The sequence below is a fragment of the Nocardiopsis dassonvillei subsp. dassonvillei DSM 43111 genome, assembly GCF_000092985.1.
Taxonomy (GTDB): domain Bacteria; phylum Actinomycetota; class Actinomycetes; order Streptosporangiales; family Streptosporangiaceae; genus Nocardiopsis; species Nocardiopsis dassonvillei.
In genome coordinates this window covers 5,251,949-5,274,411 of the sequence record NC_014210.1, presented here as the reverse complement: position 1 = coordinate 5,274,411, position 22,463 = coordinate 5,251,949, and the positions used below count along the sequence as shown (strand labels likewise).

17 protein-coding genes are annotated in these 22,463 nt (G+C 73.0%); 13 read left to right on the top strand and 4 right to left on the bottom strand.

The features are described from left to right. The first annotated feature begins 91 nt into the window (after window positions 1–91). From NDAS_RS21875 to NDAS_RS21825, 11 genes are all read left to right on the top strand, one after another. The gene (locus NDAS_RS21875) at window positions 92–3,769 is read left to right on the top strand and encodes a nitrate reductase subunit alpha (RefSeq protein WP_013155425.1); all 3,678 of its coding nucleotides are present in this window, start codon (window positions 92–94) and stop codon (window positions 3,767–3,769) included. Next, window positions 3,769–5,535, top strand: a complete 1,767-nt coding sequence (gene narH, locus NDAS_RS21870; RefSeq protein WP_013155424.1) for a nitrate reductase subunit beta — start codon at window positions 3,769–3,771, stop codon at window positions 5,533–5,535. The genes NDAS_RS21875 and narH overlap by 1 nt, the downstream gene beginning before the upstream one ends. After that, complete coding sequence (narJ, locus tag NDAS_RS21865; RefSeq protein ID WP_013155423.1) at window positions 5,532–6,266, top strand: nitrate reductase molybdenum cofactor assembly chaperone; 735 nt, start codon at window positions 5,532–5,534, stop codon at window positions 6,264–6,266. The genes narH and narJ overlap by 4 nt, the downstream gene beginning before the upstream one ends. Continuing rightward, window positions 6,263–7,015 (top strand): respiratory nitrate reductase subunit gamma, encoded by a 753-nt coding sequence (narI, locus tag NDAS_RS21860; protein ID WP_013155422.1) that lies wholly within the window; start codon window positions 6,263–6,265, stop codon window positions 7,013–7,015. Before narJ ends, narI begins: the two co-directional genes overlap by 4 nt. A 290-nt stretch (window positions 7,016–7,305) precedes the next feature. After that, window positions 7,306–7,593 carry a GNAT family N-acetyltransferase gene (locus tag NDAS_RS21855; RefSeq protein WP_013155421.1) on the top strand — a complete coding sequence of 96 codons (288 nt, stop codon included), beginning with the start codon at window positions 7,306–7,308 and terminating at the stop codon, window positions 7,591–7,593. A 162-nt stretch (window positions 7,594–7,755) separates the two neighbouring features. Beyond that, the gene (locus NDAS_RS21850; RefSeq protein ID WP_013155420.1) at window positions 7,756–9,249 is read left to right on the top strand and encodes an alanine/glycine:cation symporter family protein; all 1,494 of its coding nucleotides are present in this window, start codon (window positions 7,756–7,758) and stop codon (window positions 9,247–9,249) included. Window positions 9,250–9,502: 253 nt separating this feature from the next. After that, window positions 9,503–10,102 carry a GNAT family N-acetyltransferase gene (locus tag NDAS_RS21845; RefSeq protein ID WP_013155419.1) on the top strand — a complete coding sequence of 200 codons (600 nt, stop codon included), beginning with the start codon at window positions 9,503–9,505 and terminating at the stop codon, window positions 10,100–10,102. A 371-nt stretch (window positions 10,103–10,473) separates the two neighbouring features. Beyond that, window positions 10,474–10,689: a heavy-metal-associated domain-containing protein gene (locus tag NDAS_RS21840; protein WP_013155418.1), complete on the top strand. Its 216-nt coding sequence runs from the start codon at window positions 10,474–10,476 to the stop codon at window positions 10,687–10,689. Window positions 10,690–10,867: 178 nt separating this feature from the next. Further along, on the top strand, window positions 10,868–13,156 hold the full coding sequence (locus NDAS_RS21835) for a heavy metal translocating P-type ATPase (protein ID WP_013155417.1): 2,289 nt from the start codon (window positions 10,868–10,870) through the stop codon (window positions 13,154–13,156). Between the two features lie 428 nt (window positions 13,157–13,584). Beyond that, window positions 13,585–14,844 (top strand): cytochrome P450 family protein, encoded by a 1,260-nt coding sequence (locus NDAS_RS21830; protein ID WP_041552924.1) that lies wholly within the window; start codon window positions 13,585–13,587, stop codon window positions 14,842–14,844. Window positions 14,845–15,174: 330 nt separating this feature from the next. After that, window positions 15,175–16,866: a serine/threonine-protein kinase gene (locus NDAS_RS21825; protein WP_013155415.1), complete on the top strand. Its 1,692-nt coding sequence runs from the start codon at window positions 15,175–15,177 to the stop codon at window positions 16,864–16,866. 13 nt (window positions 16,867–16,879) lie between these two features. On the opposite strand, the gene NDAS_RS21820 is transcribed toward NDAS_RS21825, so the two are convergent. From NDAS_RS21820 to NDAS_RS21810, 3 genes are all read right to left on the bottom strand, one after another. Continuing rightward, on the bottom strand, window positions 16,880–17,806 hold the full coding sequence (locus NDAS_RS21820; protein WP_013155414.1) for a glutaminase: 927 nt from the start codon (window positions 17,804–17,806) through the stop codon (window positions 16,880–16,882). A gap of 145 nt (window positions 17,807–17,951) precedes the next feature. Continuing rightward, a complete protein-coding gene (locus NDAS_RS21815) occupies window positions 17,952–18,650 on the bottom strand; it encodes a response regulator transcription factor (protein WP_013155413.1) in 699 nt (232 codons plus the stop codon). Continuing rightward, window positions 18,629–19,780, bottom strand: coding sequence for a sensor histidine kinase (locus tag NDAS_RS21810; protein ID WP_041552923.1), 1,152 nt, complete (start codon window positions 19,778–19,780; stop codon window positions 18,629–18,631). Before NDAS_RS21810 ends, NDAS_RS21815 begins: the two co-directional genes overlap by 22 nt. A 161-nt stretch (window positions 19,781–19,941) precedes the next feature. Here NDAS_RS21810 and NDAS_RS21805 point away from each other — a divergent pair, with 161 nt between their 5' ends. After that, entirely contained in the window at window positions 19,942–20,181 is a 240-nt protein-coding gene (locus tag NDAS_RS21805; protein WP_041552921.1) for a hypothetical protein, read from the top strand. Window positions 20,182–20,269: 88 nt separating this feature from the next. After that, the gene (locus tag NDAS_RS21800) at window positions 20,270–21,082 is read left to right on the top strand and encodes an NAD-dependent epimerase/dehydratase family protein (protein WP_013155410.1); all 813 of its coding nucleotides are present in this window, start codon (window positions 20,270–20,272) and stop codon (window positions 21,080–21,082) included. A gap of 226 nt (window positions 21,083–21,308) precedes the next feature. Here the strand turns inward: NDAS_RS21800 and NDAS_RS21795 are convergent, their stop codons facing one another. Beyond that, the gene (locus tag NDAS_RS21795) at window positions 21,309–22,463 is read right to left on the bottom strand and encodes an acyl-CoA dehydrogenase family protein (RefSeq protein ID WP_013155409.1); all 1,155 of its coding nucleotides are present in this window, start codon (window positions 22,461–22,463) and stop codon (window positions 21,309–21,311) included.

Sequence of the window (22,463 nt, the reverse complement as noted above, 5' to 3'; positions counted from 1 at the left end):
CGGAGAAGGCATATTTGTTGGCGGAATGCAGTGGGTTCTGGCCCGGCGTCCCCGCTGGGGGCCAAGGAACGGTAAATGGGGTGTTGTCCGTATGGCGGCGAAAAGCAAAAAAGGCGGAGCGGGGAACGCCCTTCTGGCGCTGGGCAACCACCTCACCCGCTCCGAGCCGCTGGACGGCGACCGCGCCCAGGTCAGGAAGGGTGGCCGCCAGGGCGACTCCTTCTACCGCGACCGGTGGAGCCACGACCGCGTGGTCCGTTCCACGCACGGCGTGAACTGCACGGGCTCGTGTTCCTGGGACGTCTACGTCAAGGACGGAATCATCACCTGGGAAACGCAGGCCACCGACTATCCATCGGTCGGCCCGGACCGCCCCGAATACGAACCGCGCGGATGTCCGCGCGGCGCCGCCTTCTCCTGGTACACCTATTCGCCCACCCGTGTCCGCTATCCCTACGCGCGCGGCGTTCTCGTGCGGATGTACCGCGAGGCGCGCGCCCGTCTGGGCGACCCGGTGGCGGCCTGGGAGGAGATCACCACCGACCCCGACCGGCGGGCCCGCTACCAGCGGGCCCGGGGCAAGGGCGGGCTGGTCCGGATCACCTGGGACGAGGCCCTGGAGATCGCCGCCGCCGCGCACGTGCTCACCATCCGCAGGTACGGACCGGACCGCGTCGCCGGGTTCTCGCCGATCCCCGCGATGTCGATGGTCTCCCACGGCGTGGGCGCGCGCTTCGTGAACCTGCTCGGCGGCTCCATGCTGTCCTTCTACGACTGGTACGCCGATCTGCCCGTGGCCTCGCCGCAGGTGTTCGGCGACCAGACCGACGTCCCCGAGTCCGGTGACTGGTGGGACGCCGCCTACCTGGTGCTGTGGGGCTCCAACGTCCCCGTCACCCGCACCCCCGACGCCCACTGGATGGCCGAGGCCCGCTACCGGGGCCAGAAGGTGGTGGTCGTCTCCCCGGACTACAGCGACGCCACCAAGTTCGCCGACGAGTGGCTGGCGCCCCACCCGGGCACGGACGGGGCCCTGGCGATGGCCATGGGGCACGTGATCCTCAAGGAGCGGTTCGTCGACCGCACCACGCCGCGCTTCGACGACTACGTGCGCCGCTACACCGACCTGCCGTTCCTGGTGGCCCTGGACAGCCGCGACGGCCGCCTCGTCCCCGGCAAGTTCCTCACCGCAGCCGACCTGGGGGACACGGGGGAGAACGCCGAGTGGAAGCCGGTGTTCTGGCCGGAGGGCGAGGACGCCCCCGTCGCGCCCAACGGCACCGTCGGCCACCGCTGGGGCGAGGCCGGGACCGGACGGTGGAACCTGGACCTGGAGGGCCGCGTCCCCGCCCTCACCCTCTACGCGGAGGGCGGGGAGGCCGCCGAGGTCGCCCTGAACCGCTTCGACACCCCCGGCGGCACGGCCGGGGTACTCACCCGCGGCGTCCCGGTCCGCAGGGTCGGCGGACGCCTCGTCACCACCGTCTTCGACCTGGTCCTGGCCCACTACGGGGTGCACCGGCACGACCTGCCCGGCACCTGGCCCACTGGATACGACGACGCCGCCGAGCCCTGCACGCCCGCCTGGCAGGCCGAACTCACCGGGGTACCCGCCGACCGGGCGGCCCGCATCGCCCGCGAGTTCGCCGCCACCGCCGAGGAGTCCGGCGGCCGGGCCATGATCATCCTCGGCGCGGGCACCAACCAGTGGTTCCACGGCGAGAACGCCTACCGCGCCTTCCTGTCCCTGCTGCTGCTCACCGGCTGCCAGGGCGTCAACGGCGGCGGCTGGGCCCACTACGTCGGCCAGGAGAAGTGCCGCACCTCCGCGGGGTGGGCCGCGTTCGCCTCCGCCGCGGACTGGACCCGGCCGCAGCGCTTCATGGCCGGAACCTCCTACTGGTACCTGCACACCGACCAGTGGCGCTACGACACCTACCGCGCCGACGCCCTCGCCTCGCCGCTCGGCCCGGGGCGGGTGCGCGGCCAGCACACCGCCGACCTGGTCGCCGCATCGGCCCGCATGGGGTGGATGCCCTCCTACCCGACCTTCGACCGCAACCCGATCGACCTGGGACGCGAGGCGCGCGAGCGCGGGCAGGACCCCGCGGAGTACGTCGCCGACCAGCTCCACAGCGGTGACCTGCGCTTCGCCGCCGAGGACCCCGACGCCCCCGCCAACTGGCCCCGGGTCCTCACCGTGTGGCGGTCCAACCTGTTCGGCTCCTCGGCCAAGGGCAACGAGTACTTCCTCAAGCACCTGCTCGGCACCCGCTCCAACCTGCTGGCCGAACCCGCCGGGCCCGCGGACCGGCCCGCCGACGTCACCTGGCGCGAGGAGGTCCCCGAGGGCAAGCTCGACCTGCTGCTGTCCATCGACTTCCGGATGACCAGCACGACCCTGCTGTCCGACATCGTGCTGCCCGCCGCGACCTGGTACGAGAAGTACGACCTGTCCACCACGGACATGCACCCCTACGTGCACTCGTTCAACCCGGCCATCGACCCGCCCTGGGAGACCCGCACCGACTTCGACGCCTTCCACGCCCTGGCGAAGGCGTTCAGCGCGCTGGCCGCCGACCACCTGGACGAGGTCACCGACCTGGTGGCCGTACCCCACCAGCACGACACCCCCGGCGAGCTGGCCCAGCCGCACGGCGTCCCGCCGGACTGGAAGGCGGAGGGCGTGCGGCCCGTCCCCGGCCGGACCATGCCCGCCGTCGTGCCCGTGCGCCGCAACTACTCCGAGGTCGCGCAGAAGCTGGCCGCCCTGGGACCTCTGGCCGAGTCCAAGGGGCTGCCGGTCAAGGGCGTGTCCTTCACCCCGGACCGGGAGGTGGAGTGGCTGCGCCAGCGCAACGGCGCCGTCCGGGGCGGGGTCGCCGACGGACGCCCCTCCCTGGACACCGACGTCAAGGCCTGCGAGATGATCCTGGCGCTGTCCGGCACCAGCAACGGCCGCCTGGCCGCGCAGGGCTTCCGCCTCCTGGCCGAGCGCACCGGCACCGACATGGACGAGCTGATCCACCAGGCCGCCGAGCGCCGGGTGGTCTTCTCCGACGCGAGCCGGGGTCCCACGGCGGTGGGTTCCAGCCCGGAGTGGTCGGGCAAGGAGGCCCCCGACCGCCGGTACTCGCCGTTCACCATCAACGTCGAGCACGACAAGCCCTGGCACACCCTCACCGGCCGCCAGCACTTCTACCTCGACCACGACTGGATGCACGAGTTCGGCGAGGCCCTGCCCGTCTACCGGCCGCCGCTCGACATCAGCCGCCTGTTCGGCGAGCCCCGCCTCGGCCCGACCGGCCAGCGCGAGGTGGTCGTGCGCTACCTGACCCCGCACTCCAAGTGGTCGATCCACTCCGAGTACCAGGACAACCTGCTGCTCCAGACCCTCTCCCGCGGCGGCCCCACGATCTGGATGAGCCCCGCCGACGCCGAGGCGATCGGCGCCGCCGACAACGACTGGGTGGAGGCGGTCAACCGCAACGGCGTGGTGGTGGCGCGGCTGGTGGTCTCGCACCGGATGCCCGCCGGAACCGTGTACATGTACCACGTCCAGGAGCGCACCATCGACGTGCCCAAGTCCGAGACCACCGGCAGGCGCGGCGGCATCCACAACTCGCTCACGCGCCTGCTGGTCAAGCCCACCCACCTCATCGGCGGCTACGCGCAGCTCTCCTACGCCTTCAACTACCTCGGCCCGACCGGCAACCAGCGCGACGAGGTCACCGTCGTGCGCAAGCGGACCACGGAGGTGCGTTACTGATGGCACAGGCCCACGGCGGCGGGACCGGCGGCTCCGGAGGGGAGCGGCCGGTCGGCAGGGTCATGGCGCAGGTCGCCATGGTGATGAACCTGGACAAGTGCATCGGCTGCCACACGTGCTCGGTCACCTGCAAGCAGGCCTGGACCAACCGCAGCGGCGTCGAGTACGTGTGGTTCAACAACGTCGAGACTCGGCCCGGGCAGGGCTACCCGCGCACCTACCAGGACCAGGAGCGCTGGAAGGGCGGCTGGGTCCTCGACGCCAGGGGGCGGCTCAAGCCCCGCGCGGGCGGGCGGCTCAAACGGCTGGCCACCATCTTCGCCAACCCGGTGATGCCCTCCCTCCAGGACTACTACGAGCCCTGGACCTACGACTACGAGACGCTGACCAACGCGCCCCTGGGCGACGACTTCCCGGTGGCCGAGCCCCGGTCGGCGCTCACCGGCGAGCCCATGAAGGTCAGCTGGAGCGCCAACTGGGACGACGACCTCGGCGGCGGACCGGAGCTGACCCGGCGGGACCCGATCGTGCGCAGGCTCGGCGACAAGGTGCGGTTCTCCTTCGAGGAGACCTTCATGTTCTACCTGCCGCGCATCTGCGAGCACTGCCTCAACCCGTCGTGCGTGGCCGCCTGCCCCAGCGGCGCCCTGTACAAGCGGGTCGAGGACGGCATCGTCCTGGTCGACCAGGACCGCTGCCGGGGCTGGCGCATGTGCGTCACCGGCTGCCCGTACAAGAAGGTCTACTTCAACCACAAGACGGGCAAGGCCGAGAAGTGCACGTTCTGCTACCCGCGGGTGGAGGTGGGCATGCCCACCGTCTGCTCCGAGACGTGTGTGGGGCGGCTGCGCTACCTGGGCGTGGTCCTCTACGACGCCGACCGGGTCCGCGAGGCGGCGTCGGTGGCGGACGAGAGGGACCTGTACCGCGCCCAGCTCGACGTGTTCCTCGATCCCACCGACCCGGCCGTGCGCGCCGCGGCCCGACGCGACGGCATCCCCGACCGCTGGGTGGAGTCGGCCGCCCGCTCCCCGGTCTACGCGCTGGCCAAGCGCTTCCGGGTGGCGCTGCCGCTGCACCCGGAGTACCGCACGATGCCGATGGTCTGGTACATCCCGCCGCTGTCGCCGGTGGTGGACGCGCTCTCCTCCACCGGGCACGACGGCGAGGACGCCGACAACCTCTTCGCCGCCATCGACACCCTGCGCATCCCCGTGGAGTACCTGGCCGAGCTGTTCACCGCGGGCGACACCGGCCCCGTGGACCTGGTCCTGCGGCGGCTCGCGGCCATGCGCTCCCACATGCGCCGGATCAACCTGGGCCGGGAGCGCGACGACTCCATCGCCGCCTCCGTCGGGATGACCGGCACCGAGATCGAGGACATGTACCGGCTCCTGGCCCTGGCCAAGTACGACGAGCGCTACGTCATCCCCACCGCCTACGGGGTGGACGAGGCCGACCGCGGGGTCATCGACGAGATCGGGTGCAGCCTCGACTTCGAGGGCGGGCCGGGCATGGGCGGCATGGGCGGGGGCGTGCCCTTCGGCGAGGCCTCCGGGCAGCCCCAGGCGGCGACCGTGGAGAACTTCCACGCCCTGCGCACCCGCCAGACCAGCGACTCCCAGGCGGACACGAGCGGCCGGGTCAACCTCCTCAACTGGGACGGCAACGGCCGACCCGCAGGGCTCTTCCCACCCCGACGGGGTGGTGACGACGAAGGCGGCGGTGGCGGCGAGACCGCGCCGCCGAGGAGGGGGAGAGGATGAGCACCACCGCTGACGCAGGGGGAGCGGACGGGACGGTACGGAGCGGTACGGGCTGGTTGGGGGAGGCGCGCGCCATCCGCCGGGCGCACCGCGTGGCGGTCACCCACCAGGCCGCCTCGGTCCTGCTCGGCTACCCCGACCAGGCCTTCTTCGAACGCCTGCCGCTGGTGGCCCGCGCGGTCGCCGAGCTGCCGAGGGGAGGGGTGCGCGCGGCGCTCCAGGAGTTCTGCGACCACGCCTCCACCGTCTCCGAACTGGAGCTGTGCGAGCACTACGTGGACGTGTTCGACCTGCGCAGGCGCAGGACCCTGCACATGACCTACTACACCGACGGCGACACCCGCCGCAGGGGGCACGCCCTGGCCGAGATCAAGCGCGTCTACGCCGAGGCCGGGTGGCGGGTGGAGAACCGCGAGCTGCCCGACCACCTGGCGGTGGTCCTGGAGTTCGCGGCCCGGGGCGACGCGCGCGCGGGCGAGGCCCTGCTGCTGCGCTTCCGGCCGGGTCTGGAGCTGATGGCCCGGACCCTGCACGACCACGGCACGCCCTACGCGCGGATCGTGGACGCGGTCCGCATGACCCTGCCCGCCCAGGAGCGCGGGGACCTGGAAGCCGTGCGCAGGCTCGCGGCCCAGGGGCCGCCCGCCGAGGACGTGGGCCTGGAACCGTACGGGGTGCGGGCGCCGCTGCCGCGGACCGAGGCCCCCGGGTACGACCGGGAGGAGCGGTGAACGGGTACGGCGCGCTCGACCTGCTGCTGTGGGGCGTCCTGCCCTACGCGGTCCTCGTCCTGGTGGTGGGCGGCCTCGTCTGGCGGTACCGGTACGACCGGTTCGGCTGGACCACCCGTTCGTCGGAGCTGTACGAGTCCAGGCTGCTGCGGATCGGCAGCCCGCTGTTCCACATCGGCCTGCTCCTGGTGATCGGCGGCCACGCGGTGGGGCTGCTCGTGCCCGAGGGCTGGACCCGGGCGCTCGGGGTGTCCGACACCGTCTACCACGTCACCGCCCTGTCGCTCGGGCTGGTGGCGGGGGTGTGCACGCTCGGCGGGATCGTCCTGCTGATCTGGCGCCGCCGCACGACGGGGCCGGTGTTCAGCGCCACCACGCGCAACGACAAGCTCATGTACCTGGTGCTGGTCCTGGCCATCGTCACCGGGCTGGGCATGACCGCCTACTTCGCCGGGGTGGAGGTGGCGGGCGGGCACACCCAGGACTACCGGCGGACGGTGTCGCCGTGGTTCCGCTCCATCTGGGTGCTCCAGCCCGACGTCGCGGCGATGTCCGCCGCCGAGGCCCCGTACAAGCTGCACGCCCTCGTCGGCCTGGGGCTGTTCGCCCTGCTGCCCTTCACCCGCCTGGTGCACGCGTTCAGCGCGCCGATCGGCTACCTCTTCCGTCCCTACGTCGTCTACCGCACGCGGGACCGGTACCCGACCGCCTCGGGGCAGGCGGAGCGGCCCGCCCGCCGGGGCTGGTGACCCGGCCGCCCGTGCGGCCCGCCAGTGAGGCCCGGTCTCTCGTGCGGTCCGGTCTCCCGTGACGCCGAGGCCGTCCGTGCGGCCCGCCGTGTGACCCGGCCGCCTGTGTGGCTCGGGCCCCGTATGGCCCGGGCCGCCCGTCCGGCCGGGGCGGTCCGGGCGGACCGCGGCCCGTCCCGGTCACGGACGGTCACCGCGTGACCGGGGTGTGCGCGGCGGTTATGTGTGGGAACGTGGTCATTGGCCCGCGCACACCGCGTGCGCGAACACGGGGAGTGGGAGAGAGTGCCATGGACCTGACGGTCGTCGACGTTCCGGAGCGCTCGCGCTACGAGGTGAGCGCGGACGGGGCGGTGGTGGGGTTCTCCGCCTACCACCTGATCGACAAGGGCGTGTACGCCCTGCCGCACGTGGAGGTCGACCCCTCCTTCGAGGGCAAGGGTGTGGCGAGCCGCCTCATGCGCGACTCCCTGGACCACATCCGGTCGCGGGGGCTCAAGATCGTGCCGATCTGCCCCTTCGCGCGGGCCTACCTCAAGAAGAACCCGTCCTACGCCGACCTGGTCCACGAGGGCTGAGCCCGCGGCCGCGCGCGGGGTCCTCCGGGGCGGCTCCGCGGACCGGAGGCGGATAACGGGGACATCACCATCCGGGCACGGCGTGTCCCGGATGGTGATTCTGCGTACTTCAGGGGTATGTGGGAGCGGTTGTCCTTTTATGGAGCGAAGGAGCCCCTCCCCGTGTTGCCTGCCGACCAAGCGCCAACCCTGGACGCGCGTCTGACAGACGCCATCGCGACGTTCAACAACGACTTCTTCTGGTCCTGGATCCTGATCCCGCTCCTCGTGGTGGTGAGCCTCTACCTCACCGTCCGGACGGGCGCCGTCCAGATCCGGATGCTCCCGGAGATGTTCCGGGTGCTCAAGAGCAAGCCCGAGACCGCTCCTGACGGGGGCAAGGCGGTCTCCTCCATCCAGGCGTTCATGATCTCGGCCGCGGCCCGCATCGGCACGGGCAACATCGTCGGCGTGGCCGTCGCCATCTCCCTGGGCGGCCCGGGCGCCGTCTTCTGGATGTGGACGATGGCGATCGTGGTCTGCGCGGCCAGCTTCGTCGAGTCCACCCTGGCCCAGCTCTACAAGGTCAGGGACTCCACCGGCTACCGGGGCGGACCGGCCTACTACATGGAGAAGGGCCTGGGCCAGCGCTGGATGGGCGTGCTCTTCGCCATCGTCCTCATTCTGACCTTCCCGATGGTCTTCAACGCCGTGCAGAGCAACACCATCGCCGGGGCCGTCACCAACTCCGCCCAGAACATGAACGTGGACGCGGGCCTGGGGCTGTCGGCCGCGGTCGGGGTCGTGCTCGTGGCGGTCACCGCGATGGTGATCTTCGGCGGTGTGCGCAGGATCGCCAACACCGCGCAGGCGCTGATCCCGGCCTTCGCGCTGATCTACCTGATCATGGGCGTCATCATCGTGGGGATGAACTTCGAGCGCGTCCCCGGGATGTTCGCGCTCATCTTCGAGCACGCCTTCGGCATCCGCGAGTTCGCCGCCGCCGGTCTGGGCACGGTGATCATCCAGGGCGTGCGCCGGGGCATGTTCTCCAACGAGGCGGGCCTGGGATCGGCTCCCAACGCCGCGGCCAGCGCCGCCGTCACCCACCCCGCCAAGCAGGGCCTGGTGCAGACCCTCGGCGTCTACTTCGACACCCTCGTGGTCTGCTCCATCACGGCCTTCATCATCCTCATCGGCTACGAGGGCGGCTCCGAGCGCGAGCTGGAGGGCGACCTCACCCAGATCGCGGTCACCGAGGCCCTGGGCCCCTGGGCGCTGCACCTGATGACGCTGATCATCCTCCTGGTCGCGTTCACGTCGGTGCTGGGCAACTACTACTACGGCGAATCGAACCTGGAGTACCTGACCGCCGACCGGCGCGTCATGCTCGGCTACAAGATCGTCTTCCTCGTGGCCAGCTTCCTCGGCTCGCTGGGCTCGATCGACCTGGTCTGGACGCTGGCGGACACGACCATGGGCATGATGGCGCTGATCAACCTCGTGGCCATCACACCGCTGGCCGCGATCGCGGCACGGGTGCTCAAGGACTACAACGACCAGCGGCGCCAGGGCATCGACCCCGTGTTCACGCGGGACCGGCTGCCCGACCTGCGCGGAGTGGAGTGCTGGGAGCCCAGGGAGAGGGAGGCTGCGGCCGAGACCGACAAGGTCTGAGGGCCGCTGGTCGGGGCCCGCGCCGCACGGGCCCCGAGCCGTCCCGTGCCCCGGACGGGGTTCCGGTCCGTTCGCCGGTGGGGCGGGGGAGAACGCATCCCCCGCCCCACCGGCGTCTTCAACGGGTCATTAGATGACAGAACCCACCAGGTAAGGCTTTTCAGTGCATCTGTGTTCTTTCGGTCACGGCGAATAATCGCTAGTGTGCTGGATCACAGTTGTGGCGGCCCGTGTGTCTCGTCGAGGGAGTCCGATGTCCATCGTCTCAATCGAGCCCGCCACCGCCGAGCGGTGGGAAGACCTGGAGAACCTGTTCGGACCGACCGGAGCCTACGGGCACTGCTGGTGCACCTTCTTCCGGAGGCGGGCCAAGGACCACACGGCGAGCACCTCCTGCGACCGCTCCCAGCGCGGTGTGGACAACAAGGAGGAGCTGCGGCGCCTGACCCTGGACGGGCGGGTGCCCGGCCTGCTCGCCTACGACGAGGACGGCCCCTGCGGGTGGGTGTCCGTGGCGCCCCGGGAGGACTTCATCCGGTTGTCGCGGTCGCGGTCCCTGCGCCCGGCCGATCCCCGTGAGCCCGGCGTGTGGTCGCTGGTCTGCTTCTGGCTCCCGCCCCGTCGGCGCAGGCGCGGCCTGGGCAGCCGCCTGCTGGACGGGGCGATCGAGTACGCCCGGGCCAACGGCGCGCGCGTCCTGGAGGCCTATCCGGTGGACACCGCCGGAGGGCGGGCGCCCAGCGCCGAGGTCTACACGGGGACGGTGGAGATGTTCCGCAGGGCGGGGTTCACGCTGAACAACCACCACGTGAGCGAACGCGTGGTCGCCCGCCTGGAACTCAAAACCGAGTAGTCCCCGTCTCCTCTTTCCCCTTTTCCTGATCCGCGTCCCGCCCCCGACCCCCCGTCCCCCCTTCCAGCTTCCGGCCGCCCCGCCGCGCGCAGTCCGGTCCACCCGCCGCCCCGCTCTCCGGTCCGAACACGGGCCGCCCCCGGAGAACGGGGGGAGGGTATCCGGACCGCCCGCCGGGGCGCCGAACGCCTCCCCGGTCCCCGTGGCCGCCGCCCGAGGTCCCCGCACGTCGCGTGCGGGGGCCTTCGTCGTTTCCGGGGGCGGCGCGCTCGGCGGACATTTGACAGCACCATACCCCCAAGGGGTATGTTGAGTGCATCGGAGACCGGTCCCAGCAGGACCGGTACAGCACACATGCCCCAGGAGGCGAAATGGCTGCCACCAGCACCGCTGTTTACACCGTTGACGGCATGAGCTGCGGACACTGCGTCAACTCCGTCACCGAGGAGGTCAGCGGGGTCGCGGGGGTCACCGACGTCAAGGTCGACCTCGACAGCAAGAAGGTGACCGTCACCAGCGACGGCCCGGTCGACGACGCGTCGGTCCGCGCCGCCATCGACGAGGCCGGGTACGAGGTGCGCGGCTGACGCGCACACCGGACCCCGCGGTCCGGACGGGAACGGCGCACCGCCGACCCCGGCCCGCGGGGGAGTTCCGGCGCGCGGGCGGGACGTCCGCCCGCACCGGGCTCCGGGGCCGCCCGGCCCCGGAGCGCAGGACCGTCCACGAGAGCACGGGGACGTCACGGAGGACCGAGGAAGGGCTATGAGCAGCAGCGCAGCCGCGGCGGGCCGGGCCGACACCGCACCGGTCGAACTGGACATCGGCGGCATGACCTGTGCCGCCTGCGCCAACCGGGTCGAGAAACGGCTCAACAAGCTCGACGGGGTCACCGCCACCGTCAACTTCGCCACCGAGAGGGCCCGCGTCTCCTTCGACGGCACGCCCACCCCGGTGGAGGACCTCGTCGCCCAGGTCGAGAAGGCGGGCTACACCGCCACCGTCCCCCGGGCCGAACCCGAGACGGCCGAGGACGCCGCGGAACCCGCCGACCCCACCCGCGCGCTGCGCGACCGGGTGATCGTCAGCGCGGTCCTGTCGGTACCGGTCATCGCGATGGCGATGATCCCCGCCCTGCAGTTCACCCACTGGCAGTGGGCCTCGCTGACCCTGGCCGCGCCCGTGGTCGTCTGGGGCGCGCTGCCCTTCCACGTCGCCGCCTGGAAGAACCTCAGGCTGGGCAGCGCCACCATGGACACGCTGGTCTCCCTCGGGGTGTCGGCGGCGTTCCTGTGGTCGCTGTACGCGCTGTTCCTCGGGACCGCGGGCATGCCGGGGATGACCCACCCCTTCGAGTTCACCGTCGCCCGCGGCGACGGGTCGGGCAACATCTACCTGGAGGTGGCCGCCGGGGTCACCACCTTCATCCTCCTCGGCAAGTACTTCGAGGCCCGCTCCAAGAGGCGCGCGGGCGCCGCCCTGCGCGCCCTGCTCGAACTCGGGGTCAGGGAGGCCACCGTCCTGCGCGGCGCGGACTCCCGACAGGAGTCGGTGCCCGTGGACCGGCTCGTCGTCGGCGACCGCTTCCTCGTCCGGCCGGGGGAGAAGGTGGCCACCGACGGCGTGGTGGAGGAGGGCACCTCCGCCGTGGACATGAGCATGCTCACCGGTGAGTCGGTGCCGGTGGAGGTCGCCCCCGGCGACTCCGTGGTCGGCGCGACCGTCAACGCGGGCGGGCGCCTCGTCGTGCGCGCCACCCGGGTCGGCTCGGACACCCAGCTCGCCCAGATGGCGCGCCTGGTGGAGGAGGCCCAGAACGGCAAGGCCGAGGTCCAGCGCCTGGCCGACCGCGTCTCCGGGGTCTTCGTCCCGATCGCCATCCTCGTCGCGCTCGCCACGCTCGTCGTCTGGCTCGTGCTGGGGGCGTCCGCCCCGACCGCCTTCACCGCCGCGGTCGCGGTGCTCATCATCGCCTGCCCGTGCGCCCTGGGCCTGGCCACGCCCATGGCCCTGATGGTGGGCACCGGGCGCGGCGCCCAGCTGGGCATCCTCATCAAGGGCCCCGAGGTGCTGGAGGACACCCGGCGCGTGGACACGGTCGTGCTGGACAAGACCGGCACCGTCACCACCGGCCGGATGACCCTGACCGGCGTGTTCACCGCCGAGGGCGAGGACGAGGACGAGGTCCTGCGCCTGGCCGGGGCGCTGGAGAACGCCTCCGAGCACCCCATCGCGCGGGCGGTCGCCGCCGGGGCCGCCGACCGCGTGGGCGCGCTCCCGTCCCCCGGGGACTTCGCCAACGCCGAGGGCCTGGGAGTCCGGGGGACCGTCGGGGGCCGCGCCGTGGCCGTCGGCCGGGTCGCGCTGCTGGAGGAGGACGGCGCCGTTCTGCCCGAGCGGCTGGCCGCCGCCCTCGCCGACGCCGAGGCGGAGGGCCGCACCGCCGTGGCGGTGGGCTGGGAGGGCCGCGTCCGGGGCGTGCTGGTGGTCGCCGACACGGTCAAGCCCACCAGCGCCGAGGCCGTGCGCAGGTTCCGCGAGCTGGGGCTCACCCCGATCCTGCTCACCGGGGACAACCGTGCGGTGGCCCGTGCGGTGGCTGACCAGGTCGGCATCGACGAGGTGGTCGCCGAGGTCTTGCCCCGCGACAAGGTCGAGGTCGTGCAGCGGTTGCAGGGCGAGGGGCGCACGGTGGCGATGGTCGGCGACGGGGTCAACGACGCCGCCGCCCTGGCCCAGGCGGACCTGGGGCTGGCGATGGGCACGGGGACGGACGTGGCCATCGAGGCCAGCGACCTGACCCTGGTGCGCGGCGACCTGCGCGCCGCCGCCGACGCCATCCGCCTCTCCCGCAGGACCCTCAGCACCATCAAGGGCAACCTGTTCTGGGCCTTCGCCTACAACGCCGCCGCGATCCCGCTGGCGGCGGCGGGGCTGCTCAACCCCATGATCGCCGGAGCCGCCATGGCCTTCTCCAGCGTCTTCGTCGTCAGCAACAGCCAGCGGCTGCGCCGGTTCCGCCCGCTGGCGCGGGACGGGGCCGCCGACTCCTGACCGGCGTACCGGAGGACGGAGGGGGGAGGGGCGCGGGGAGCATCCGCGTCTGACCGGCGTACCGGAGGACGGAGGGGGGAGGGGCGCGGGGAGCATCCGCGTCCCTCCCCCCGGTCGTGGGGGCCGTCTCGGTCCCGAGGGGCCCTCCGCCTCTGCGGAGGACGCGGGGGCGGGTCTCGCGCCCGTCCGGGGCGGGCCGCTAGGGTTGCGCGAGGCCGCACGGTCCGGGCGTGCCCGCGCGACGCCGTGCCCGTACGCTCCCGCACGCGCGGTCCCCGCCCCGGCCGCCGAGTCCCCCCGCCCCCGACCTCCCGCGTGGGGGGGCGCGGACCAGCCCGTACCCGATCCCCCCAACCGAGGTACCCGTGTCCTCTGGATGTCCCCGAGCCGCGCTGCACCGCAACGAGCCGCACCCCGACCCCTACTCCGTGTACGCCGGGATGCGCGCCGACCACGGGCCCGTGGTCCCGGTCGAGATCGAACCCGGCGTGCACGGATGGCTGGTCACCGACTACGCCACCCTCATCTCCTGGTCCCGGGACACCACCGCGTTCAGCCACGACTCCAGGTTGTGGCGCGACCTCAGCGAGGGGCGGGTCGGCCCGGGCTCCGCGCTGACACCGATGCTGGCCCCCCGCGCCAGCGCCCTGTACGTGGACGGCGCGGAGCACGAGCGCTACCGCGGGGTCCTCACCGACGTCCTCGGCGGCGTCGGCGCCGAACGCCTGCGCCGGACCACCAGCCGCTACGCCGACCGGCTCATCGACCAGTTCCGCGCGCGGGGGCGGGCCGAACTCCTCGGCGAGTACGCGCGCGTGCTGCCGCCGCTGGTCATGAACGACCTCCTCGGCCTCGACGAGGAGCAGGGCACGCGCTTGGCCGCCGCCGTGCGCGACCTGTGGCTCGGCGTGGACGCGCAGAGGTCCGGGGCGGAGGCCGAGCGGGTGCTGTCGGAGGCGGTGGCGGCCAGGCGCCGCGAACCCGCCGACGACCTCACCACGCGGATGATCCGGCACCGCGCCGCCCTCAGCGACGAGGAGGCGGTCATGCAGCTCCTGCTGGTCGCCGCCGCCAACGAGCCGACCGCGCACCTGATCGACGCGGTCCTGCGCGCCTGCCTGACCGGACCCTCCGGGCCCGGCGCGCCCCCGCCCTCCGACGCCTCCCTGGCCGAGACCCTCGACCGCGTGCTGTGGCGGGACCCGCCGATCACCAACTTCCCCGTCCTCTACCCGCGTGTGGACGTGCCCCTGGACGACGGCCGGGTGATCGGGGCCGGGTCCCCCGTGCTGATGGCCTTCGCCGCGGCGAACCACTTCTTCGCCCGGGAGAACGCCGAGCGGATGGAGGAGACCGCCAACCGGGCGCACGTGGCCTGGGGCGCGGGGCCGCACCGGTGCCCCGCCATCGAGGAGGCGACCACCGTCGCCGGCGTCGCGGTGCGCGTCCTGCTCACCCGCCTGCCCGGACTGCGCCTGGCCGTCCCGCCCGACCAGCTGCGCTGGCGGCTGTCGGCCCTGTCCTGGTCCCCCGTCCGGCTCCCCGTGGAGTTCCCCCCGCAGGAGCCCCCGCCCCGCGGGCCCGGGGCGGCGGCGCTCCCGGCCGACGCGCCCGGGCCCGGTCATCGGGCCCCCGGCGGCCGGTCGTCCCTGCCGAACCTCCTGGCGCGGCTGCTGCGCGGGTCCTGAGGCGGCCCCCGCACGCCCGTGTCGCCCGACGACCCGGGGGCGGCGAGGGCCGACGCCGCCCCCCGCACGCGTCCGTGCGGCGCGGGTCGGACGGACACGCCCGGTGATCCCCGTCCCGCCGCTCCGGCGCGGCGCGGAGCCCCCGGCGGAATCCGCCCATGTCAGGGGCGTGCGCCCGAACGCCCCGCACCCGGGGAAGACACATGACACCGTGGCGGGGAGCGCCAACAGTGGCCGGGGGATCCTAGACTCGCTAACGCCCAGGGGCCCCTCCTCAGCCGCGCCCCGTACTCCCCGCACCGCCCCTCCGCACAGAGGAACAGCGCCTTCATGAACAGTTCCGAAGCCGACCCCCGTCGCCTCCTGGTCAACCGGTACCGTCTGGACGAGGTCATCGGCTCCGGAGGCATGGGGCGGGTCTGGCAGGGCACCGACACCCTCCTGGACCGGCCGGTCGCCGTCAAGGAGCTGACCACACCGCCGAACCTGCCCCCGCACGAGGTCGAGGTGCTGCGCACCCGCATGCTGCGCGAGGCGCGCAGCGCGGCGCAGCTCAGCCACCCCGCCATCATCACGGTGTTCGACGTGGCCGAGGAGGACGGCCGTCCGTGGATCGTCATGGAGCTGGTCCGCGGCCCCTCCCTGGGCGACCTCGTCCGCGACGAGGGCGCGCTGCCGGTCCGGCGGGCCGCCGGGATCGGCGAGCAGATGGCGGCGGGGCTGGCCGAGGCGCACGCCCGCGGCATCGTGCACCGCGACATCAAGCCGGGCAACGTGCTCATCGCGGGCAACGACCGCGCGGTCCTGACCGACTTCGGCATCGCCCACCTGGACGGCGCCACCCACCTGACCAGCACCGGGCTGCTGATCGGCTCGCCGAGCTACCTGGCCCCGGAGGTCGCGCACGGGCACTCGGCCACCCCGGCCTCGGACATGTGGGCCCTGGGCGTCACCCTCTACCAGGCGGTCGAGGGCACCCTGCCCTTCGAGCGGCCGACCCCGATGGCGACGCTGACCGCCATCGTCACCCAGGACCTGCCCGAGCCGGTCAACGCCGGTCCGCTGCGCCCGGTCCTGGAGGCCCTGTGCGAGAAGCGCCCGGAGGACCGGCCGTCGGTCGGCGAGGTGCGCGCCCTGCTGCGCGAGATCCGGGACGCGGACGACACCCCCGAGACGGTCGCCCCCACGATGGTCGCCACCGTGCCCGCGCCGGAGCCGGAGGAGGTCGCGGAGGCGGCCGTCCGCGCCGAACCGCTGGCCCCCGGCCCGGCCGCCCCCCGCCGTGAGGGGCGCCCCGGTTCCGTCCGGCGGACGCTGCTGGTCGCCGCCGCCGTGTTCGTGCTCCTCGTCGCGGGCGCCACCACCAGCCTCCTGGTGAGCATGAACCGCTCGGGCGGGGCCGACACCGGGCTGGTCGACGGCTCGGGCCAGGAGGCCGCCGCCGACCCCGGCGAGGAGGCGTCGGAGCCCCCCGCCGAGGAGAGCGCGTCCGCTGCCGAGGAGACGCCGCGGGAGTCCGCGCAGCCCTCGGACGAGGAGTCGGAGGAAGAGCGGGACGAGGGCGGCGTGGAGGAGGTCTGGGGGCCCCTCACCCGCCACGAGGACCCCAGCGGCTTCTCCGTGGACGTCCCCGAGGGCTGGAACGTCGAGCGCGAGGGCCACATGGTCTACTTCCGCAACCCCGACGGCGGCTACCTGCTGGTGGACCAGACCGACGACCCCAACCCCGACGCCGGGGACGACTGGCGCGAGTTCGAGCCCGTCGGCAGCAACAACTTCAGCGGCTACGAGTTGATCGGCATCGAGGACGTGGAGGCCGACTGGGCGGAGGACTACGTCAGCGCCGCCGACTGGGAGTTCACCTTCGGCAACGGCGACATGCACGCCGTCAACCGCGGCTTCCACACCGAGGACATCGGCTACGCCCTGTTCCTGGTCGCCGACAACGACGACCCCGAGCAGAACCGGGCGCTGCTGGACCACATGTCCCGCAGCTTCGAACCGGCCGACCGGGACGACTGAGCGGTCGGAGCGCTCAGAACACGGAGCAGTTGGTGATGTCGGTGAAGGCCTCCAGGGCCAGCGCCGCCGTCACCGAGTTGCCCTTGGCGTCCAGGCCGGGTCCCCACGCCGCCACGGAGCAGCGCCCCGGCACGATCGCGAGGATGCCGCCGCCCACCCCGCTCTTGCAGGGCAGGCCGACACGGTAGGCGAACTCACCCGCGGCGTCGTAGGTGCCGCAGGTGAGCATCACCGCCATGACGCGGCGCGCGTCGGAGCGGCTGAGCAGCTGGGAGCCGTCCGCCCGCCTGCCGTGGCGCGCCAGCAGCAGCCCCACCCGGGCCAGCTCCTCACAGCTGACGGTGATCGCGCACTGCCGGAAGTAGTGGTCCAGAACCTCCGGCACCGGGTTGCGCATGTTGCCGAAGCTCGACATGAGGTAGGCCAGCGACCGGTTGCGGTCGCCGTGCTCGTCCTCCGAGCGCGCCACCAGGTTGTCCGTGTGCAGGTCGGGGTCGCCCGTCTCCGCGCACAGCAGCTCCCCCAGGGCGCCGACGGCGTCCCCGGTGTCGGACAGCAGCTGGTCGGTGACGATGAGCGCGCCCGGGTTGATCATCGGGTTGCGGGGCACACCGCTCTCGAACTCCAGCTGGTACAGGGAGTTGAAGGAGTTGCCCGAGGGCTCCCGGTGGACCCGCTTCCACACGCTGTCCCCGGACCTGCTCATCACCAGCGCCAGGGTGAACACCTTGGTGATGCTCTGCATGGAGAAGCGCGTGCGGGAGTGGTCGCCGACGCTGTACAGGTCGCCGTCCACCGTGGCCACGGCGAACCCGAACTCGTCCGGGTCCACGTTGGCCAGTTCGGGGATGTAGTCGGCGACCCGGCCCTCGCCGATGTGCGACCGCACCCTCTCCATGACGGCGTCGAGCACCTCTGCGTAGTCGTCGCGGTCACTCACCTCGGCCGCAGCCCCCTTCCGTGTCGGTGTCCCTTCACCCCCCGGCTACCCAGGACGGGCCCGGGCATGGCTCGGGACGGCCGCGGAGGGGCGGGAAGGGGCCGTGAGGCGGCGCTGGACGGCCGCGGAGGCGGCGGAAGGCGGGTCAGCCCCTCCCGTCCAGGAGCTGGGCGTCGTGCACGAGCAGCGCCACCTGGACGCGGTTGTTGAGCCCGAGCTTGGTGAGGATGCTCGACACGTGCGTCTTGACCGTCGGCACGCTCAGGAACAGGGCCGAGGCGATGTCGGCGTTGGACCGGCCCTCGCCGACCGCCACGGCCACCTCCAACTCCCGGCCGTTGAGCGCCGAGAGCCGCTCGCGCGCACGCAGGGCCCGCTCGCCGCGGTCGTTGGCGCCCACCCGTTCGACCAGCCGCCGCGTCACCGCCGGGGAGAGCACCGACATGCCCCGGGACACCTGGCGCACCGACTCCACGATCTCCGCCGGAGGGGTGTCCTTGAGCAGGAACCCGGCCGCGCCGGCCCGCAGCGCGCGCAGCACGTGCTCGTCGGCGTCGAAGGTGGTCAGCACCAGCACCTCCGGCGGGTCCTCCAGGGCCCGCAGCCGCTCGGTGGCGGTCAGCCCGTCCACCGTCGGCATCCGGATGTCCATCAGGACCACGTCGGGGGAGTGGCGCGCCACCAGGTCGACCACCGCGCTCCCGTCCTCGGCCTCGGCCAGCACCCGGATGTCGGGCGCGCCGCCCATCATCATCACCAGGCCGACCCGGACCAGCGCGTCGTCATCGACGAGCACGACCCCGATCTCCCGCTCCGTCTCGCTCATGTCGGCCACGGTAGCCATGCCGCCAGCCGCCAGCCACCCCGACCGTCCGGGCCGTGCTCCAGCCGCCCCGAGGCCAGGGACACCCGCTCGGCGAGCCCGACCAGGCCCTGGCCGTCGCCGTCCCCGCCCGACGCCGCGGGAGGGGCGCCGGGGGAGGGGTCGTTGCCCACCTCCACCAGCAGGCCGTCGCCCGGGGCTCCCCGGACCAGTACGCGCGTGGTGGCGCCCGGGGCGTGCTTGCGCACGTTCGTCAGCCCCTCCTGGACGATCCGGTAGGCGGTGCGCCCGGTGCGCTCGGGGACCGTCCCGGCGCACTCCTGCACGAACTCCACCCGGGTCCCGGCCTCGTCGGCCTCCTCCACCAGCTGCCGCAGGTCGGCCATGGTCGGCTGCGGCAGCTCCCCGACGGGCGCGCGCAGCACGCCGATCACCTCCCGCAGGTCCTGGAGGGCCTGGTGGGCGCTCTCGCGGATCACCTTCGCCGACCGGGCCACCTCCTCGGCGGGGGCGTCGGGCCGGTACTCCAGGGCGCCCGCGTGCACGCTCAGCAGCGACAGCCGGTGCCCGAGCACGTCGTGGATCTCGCGGGCCATGGCCTCGCGGACCTGGTGCTGGGCGTGCTCGGCGCGCAGCTGCGCCTCCGTCTCGGCGTGCAGGGCCCGGTCGCGCAGCGACTCCACCAGCTCGCGCCGGTGCTGGACGGTGAGCCCCCAGCCGGTCACGGCGCCCTGGAGGGCGGCCCCCAGCAGGAGGATCACCAGGAACGGGGCGTGCGGGTCGGGCCACAGCGCGGCGTGCACGAGCGAGGCGCCCACGCTCAGCCCGTACACCGCCAGGCTGGTGCGGGGCGGACGGCGCACGGCCAGGGAGAACAGGGCGATGAGCATCGCGCCCGAGGCCAGACCGGAGACGGCGGAGTACAGGACGAGCACGACGGCGATCTGGACCGGCCAGCGCCGCCGCCACCACAGCGCCAGGCAGGCCAGCAGGGAGAGGGCCGCGTCGGCGGCCTTGAGCCACACGGGCAGGACCGGTTCCCGGACGGGCAGGTGGGGGAACTCGGCGGCGTTCATCAGTACGGAGAGGAGGGCGATCAGGAAGATGGAGGAGTCCACGATCCAGTCGCGCGCGCCGCACCGCCCGGCCATAGCGTTCATCGCCGTGCAGTCTACGTTCGGGACCGTTCCCGGAGGGCGGGAGCGGGCGGGGCGCGGGACGAGCGCCCTCGGCCGTTCGGCCGACGCGCGCCCGGTCGGGGCTGGACGGTCGGCCGATGCGCCGCGCGCGCCCTGGCTCTAGCGTCGGGGGTATGCGCAAGGTCATCCAGGGCGTCGGCGTCCTGCTCGTCCTCGTCGGTGTCAGCGGCGCCGTCGACCACCTCTGGTACCAGCCGTTCCTGGGTGTGGTCCTCAACTCGTTCAACCGCTTCGTCGTGCCCCGCGTGGCGGCCTTCGAGGGCCACGAGGTGCTCGCCAACCTGGCCGTGGCCGCCGTCGGCGCCGTCCTGGCCCTGGGGATGGAGGCGCGGCGGCCGCGGAGCCGGGCCTGAGGACGGGACCGGTCCGCGCGGGTCCGCGCCGGGCCCGACGCGGCGAGGACGGTTCGCGTCCGGTCCGCGCGTCGGTACCTTGTAGACGATGAGCACTCTGGTCACCGGAGCCACCGGAATGGTGGGCCGCCGCGTCCTCACCCAGCTGAGGAGTCGCGGCCTGCCCGCGACGGGCGCGTCCCGCACCTCGAAGACCCGTCTGGACTGGACCGACACCTCCAACTGGGACGAGATCCTCGACGGCGTCAAGAACGTCCTCGTGGTGACACCGGTCGGGAGCGCGCTGGGCGACCGGGTCGCCGGGTTCCTGGAGAGGGCCGCCGCGGCCGGGGCCGTCAACGCCGTGGTCCTGACCGCCATGGGCAGCGAGTACGCGCCGTCGGACTCCGACCAGCGCGTCGCCGAGCTGCGGGCCAGGGACCTGTTCGGCCGGTGGACCGTGCTGCGGTCCAACTGGCTCTTCCAGGACTTCACCGAGGGGATGTTCGCCGGTCTGGCGCGCTCGCGCAACGGCCGCCTCGAACTGCCGGTCAAGAAGAGGACCGAGGTCAGCTTCGTGGACGCCCGCGACGTGGCCGACGCCGCCGTCGCGGCCCTGCTGGACGACCACAGCGGCAGGGAGTACACGCTCACGGGACCGCAGCCGCTCACCTTCCGCGAGGTGGTCAAGCAGACCCGGGGCACCGAGAGCCCGGTGTGGCGGTTCAAGGCCGTCGACGAGGCGGGCTTCTACTTCCGCGCCGCGGACCGGGGGTGGAACGACCGCTTCATCGACACCCTCAACGAGCGCTTCGCCGCCGCGGTCCGGGGCAGGGCGGCCGAGGTCACCGAGGACGTGCGCGCGGCGCTCGGCCGCGACCCCATCCCGCTGGGCCGCTTCGTCCGCGAGGCCACGCTCTGACCTCCCGCTCCTGAGAGCCGGGCCCCCACGCGGCCCCGGCCGCGCGCCGGGCGACCGGCGCGCGGTGGGACGGGGCCCGCGCGCTCCCGGCGGAGCACGGCCGGAACAGCCCGCTTCCGGCGGGCTCGCGCGAGGGCACGGCGCACCGCACGGAAAGACCCCGCCCCACGGCCCGCGTCTCCGCGGAGACCGGCCGTGAGCAGGGTCTTCCCGTGTTCCCGGGCCTCTACTTGAGCAGCTGGCGGGCCATCACCATGCGCTGGATCTGGTTGGTGCCCTCGTAGATCTGGGTGATCTTGGCGTCGCGCATCATGCGTTCCAGGGGGAAGTCCTTCACGTAGCCCGCGCCGCCCAGGAGCTGCACGGCGTCGGTGGTGATCTCCATGGCGGCGTCGGAGGCGAAGCACTTGGCGGCGGCGCCGTAGAACGGCAGGTCGTCGTCGCCGCGCTCGGACTTGGCGGCGGCCACGTAGACCATCTGCCGCGCGGTCTCCAGCTTCATCGCCATGTCGGCGAGCATGAACTGCACGCCCTGGAAGTCGGCGATGTGCCTGCCGAACTGCTTGCGCTCCTTGACGTAGGCCACCGCCTGGTCCAGCGCGCCCTGCGCGATGCCGACGGCCTGCGCGCCGATGGTGACGCGGGTGTGGTCCAGGGTGCGCAGCGCGATCTTGAGGCCCTCGCCCGGGGCGCCGACGATGCGGTCGCCGGGGACGCGCACGTTGTCGAAGAACAGCTCGCGGGTGGGGGAGCCCTTGATGCCGAGCTTGCGCTCGGGCTCGCCCAGCGTGAAGCCCTCGTCGTCGGCGTGCAGCACGAAGGCGGAGACGTTGCGGCCGCGCGCGCCCTCGGGGTCGGTCACCGCCAGCACCGTGTAGTACTTGCTGACCCCGGCGTTGGTGATCCAGGACTTCTGGCCGTTGAGGATCCAGCCGTCGCCGTCGGCGACGGCCTGGGTGCGCATGCTCGCGGTGTCGGAACCGGCCTCGCGCTCGGACAGGCCGTAGGAGAACATCGCCTCGCCGCTGGCCACCTCGGGCAGGTAGCGCCGCTTGACCTCCTCGGAGGCGCCCAGGATCAGCGGCATGGTGCCGAGCTTGTTGACGGCGGGGATCAGGGAGGAGGAGGCGCACACGCGGGCGACCTCCTCGATGACGATGCAGGTGGCCAGGGCGTCGGCGCCCACACCGTCGTACTCCTCGGCGATGTGCGGGGCGTGGAAGTCCGTGGCCACCAGCGCGTCGAGGGCGTCCTGGGGGAAGGCGCTCCTCTCGTCCACCTCCGCCGCGTGCGGGGCGATCTTGTCCTCGGCGACGGAGCGTACGGCCTCGCGCAGCTCCTCGTGCTCCTCGGTGGTCCTGAACAGGTCGAAGTCGCTCAT

Excerpts from the sequence above, each read along its gene's own strand:
- NDAS_RS21875 (WP_013155425.1), top strand. The coding sequence starts at position 92 with ATGGCGGCGAAAAGCAAAAAAGGCGGAGCGGGGAACGCCCTTCTGGCG.
- narH (WP_013155424.1), top strand. The coding sequence starts at position 3,769 with ATGGCACAGGCCCACGGCGGCGGGACCGGCGGCTCCGGAGGGGAGCGG.
- narJ (WP_013155423.1), top strand. The coding sequence starts at position 5,532 with ATGAGCACCACCGCTGACGCAGGGGGAGCGGACGGGACGGTACGGAGC.
- NDAS_RS21855 (WP_013155421.1), top strand. The coding sequence starts at position 7,306 with ATGGACCTGACGGTCGTCGACGTTCCGGAGCGCTCGCGCTACGAGGTG.
- NDAS_RS21845 (WP_013155419.1), top strand. The coding sequence starts at position 9,503 with ATGTCCATCGTCTCAATCGAGCCCGCCACCGCCGAGCGGTGGGAAGAC.
- NDAS_RS21840 (WP_013155418.1), top strand. The coding sequence starts at position 10,474 with ATGGCTGCCACCAGCACCGCTGTTTACACCGTTGACGGCATGAGCTGC.
- NDAS_RS21835 (WP_013155417.1), top strand. The coding sequence starts at position 10,868 with ATGAGCAGCAGCGCAGCCGCGGCGGGCCGGGCCGACACCGCACCGGTC.
- NDAS_RS21825 (WP_013155415.1), top strand. The coding sequence starts at position 15,175 with ATGAACAGTTCCGAAGCCGACCCCCGTCGCCTCCTGGTCAACCGGTAC.
- NDAS_RS21815 (WP_013155413.1), bottom strand. The coding sequence starts at position 18,650 with ATGGCTACCGTGGCCGACATGAGCGAGACGGAGCGGGAGATCGGGGTC.
- NDAS_RS21810 (WP_041552923.1), bottom strand. The coding sequence starts at position 19,780 with ATGGCCGGGCGGTGCGGCGCGCGCGACTGGATCGTGGACTCCTCCATC.
- NDAS_RS21805 (WP_041552921.1), top strand. The coding sequence starts at position 19,942 with ATGCGCAAGGTCATCCAGGGCGTCGGCGTCCTGCTCGTCCTCGTCGGT.
- NDAS_RS21800 (WP_013155410.1), top strand. The coding sequence starts at position 20,270 with ATGAGCACTCTGGTCACCGGAGCCACCGGAATGGTGGGCCGCCGCGTC.
- NDAS_RS21795 (WP_013155409.1), bottom strand. The coding sequence starts at position 22,463 with ATGAGCGACTTCGACCTGTTCAGGACCACCGAGGAGCACGAGGAGCTG.